The following is a 1722-nucleotide window of genomic DNA, read 5'->3' on the forward strand; positions in this document are numbered from 1 at the left end:
CCCTCCGGCCGTGGGGTCGAAGGGCGCGGGGTCGAAGGGCGCGGGGGTGAAGGAAGCGGAGTCGGAGGGCGCACGCTCGCCGGACGTGGGGCCTACGGGCGCGCCCCGCGTGACGGACGCGGGTGGGGAGTTGCCGCCGGTGGGCGTGGCCCGGCCGCTGCGCCGGGAGCGGGACCGATGGACGACGACGATGACCGCCACCGCCACCAGGCCCGCGATCACCATGGAGGGCGTGAGGAGCGCGGACCCGGGGCCCACGACCACCCGGATGGTCGCCACCGCCATGACCCAGGCCAGCGAGACGGGGATGAGCACCTTCCAGCCGAAGGTCATGAACTGGTCGTAGCGCAGTCGCGGGAGGGTGGCCCGCAGCCACATGAACAGGAACATGAACGCCCACACCTTGGCCACGAACCACAGCAGCGCCCACCACCCGGAATCCGCGCCGTCGATCAGCGAGAACGGCAGGGGGGCCTGCCAGCCGCCGAGGAACAGAGTGGCCGCGAGCGCGGAGACGGTGGTCATGTTGACGTACTCGGCCAGCATGAACATCGCGAAGCGCAGCGAGGAGTACTCGGTGTGGAATCCGCCCACGAGTTCGCCCTCGGCCTCGGGCAAATCGAAGGGGGCGCGGTTGGTCTCGCCGACCATCGAGATGACGTAGATGACGAACGAGGGCAGCAGCAGGAACACGAACCACACCTGCGACTGGGCGGCGACGATCCCCGACGTCGACATGGTGCCGGCGAAGAGGAACACCCCGACGAACGACAGCGCCATCGCGATCTCGTAGCTGATCACCTGGGCCGTGGAGCGCAGGCCGCCGAGCAGCGGGTAGGTCGAGCCGGAGGACCAGCCCGCCAACACGATCCCGTACACGCCGATCGAGGTGACGGCGAGGATGTAGAGCACTCCCACGTGCAGGTCCGTGAGCTGCAGCGGCGTGGAGTGGCCGAAGACGGAGACCGCGGGCCCGAAGGGGATCACCGCGAACGCCATGAACGCCGGGATCACCGCGATGACCGGTGCGAGCAGGAAGATCGGCTTGTCGACCCCGGCCGGGATGAATCCCTCCTTGAGGGCGATCTTCACGCCGTCGGCCAGGCTCTGCAGGATCCCGCCGGGGCCGACGCGGTTGGGGCCGATGCGCATCTGCATCCACGCCAGGATCTTGCGCTCCAGGTAGATGGCCGCGAGCACGGTGACCACCAGGAACACGAAGACCGCGAGGACCTTGGCCAACACCAGCCACCACGGGTCCATACCGAAGGCCGTGAGGTCGGCGCCGGTGGTCGACAGGTCCGCGGCGGCGAGGACGGCGGGTCCGTTCACCGCGGCCCCGTTCATCGCGACCCCGGTCATGACGCCACCTCCCCGGCCGCGATGGACACCACGTCGCCCGCGCCGGCGGCGAGAGTCGCGTTCACGGCGGACCCTGGCGAGTTCTGCGGCACCCAGACCACGCGGTCGGGCATCTCGGTGATGGCCAGCGGCAGGGTGATCGCCCCGCGGTCGGTGGACACGGTCACCGGGTCGCCGTCGGCGGCTCCGAGTTCGCGGGCGGTCGTCGGCGACAGGCGGACCACGGGGCGGCGGGCGGTGCCGGCGAGGTGCGGTTCCCCGTCCTGCATACGTCCGGCGTCGAGCAGCATCCGCCACGTGGCCAGGACCGCCTGCCCGGCGCCGGGCTCCGGACCCGCAGCCGCCCGCGCAGATGTCGCC

2 protein-coding genes are annotated in these 1722 nt (G+C 71.1%); both read right to left on the bottom strand.

The features are described 5' to 3' along the window. A partial coding sequence (nuoH, locus tag J1M64_RS18430; protein ID WP_241261771.1) for an NADH-quinone oxidoreductase subunit NuoH occupies positions 1 to 1263 on the bottom strand: 1263 nt, incomplete at its 3' end. A 95-nt stretch (positions 1264 to 1358) separates the two neighbouring features. Next, the coding region (locus J1M64_RS18435; RefSeq protein WP_274601567.1) for a molybdopterin dinucleotide binding domain-containing protein at positions 1359 to 1722 on the bottom strand (364 nt) is incomplete at its 5' end.

The organism is Dietzia sp. KRD202, from assembly GCF_017168155.1.
Taxonomy (GTDB): Bacteria; Actinomycetota; Actinomycetes; order Mycobacteriales; family Mycobacteriaceae; genus Dietzia; species Dietzia kunjamensis.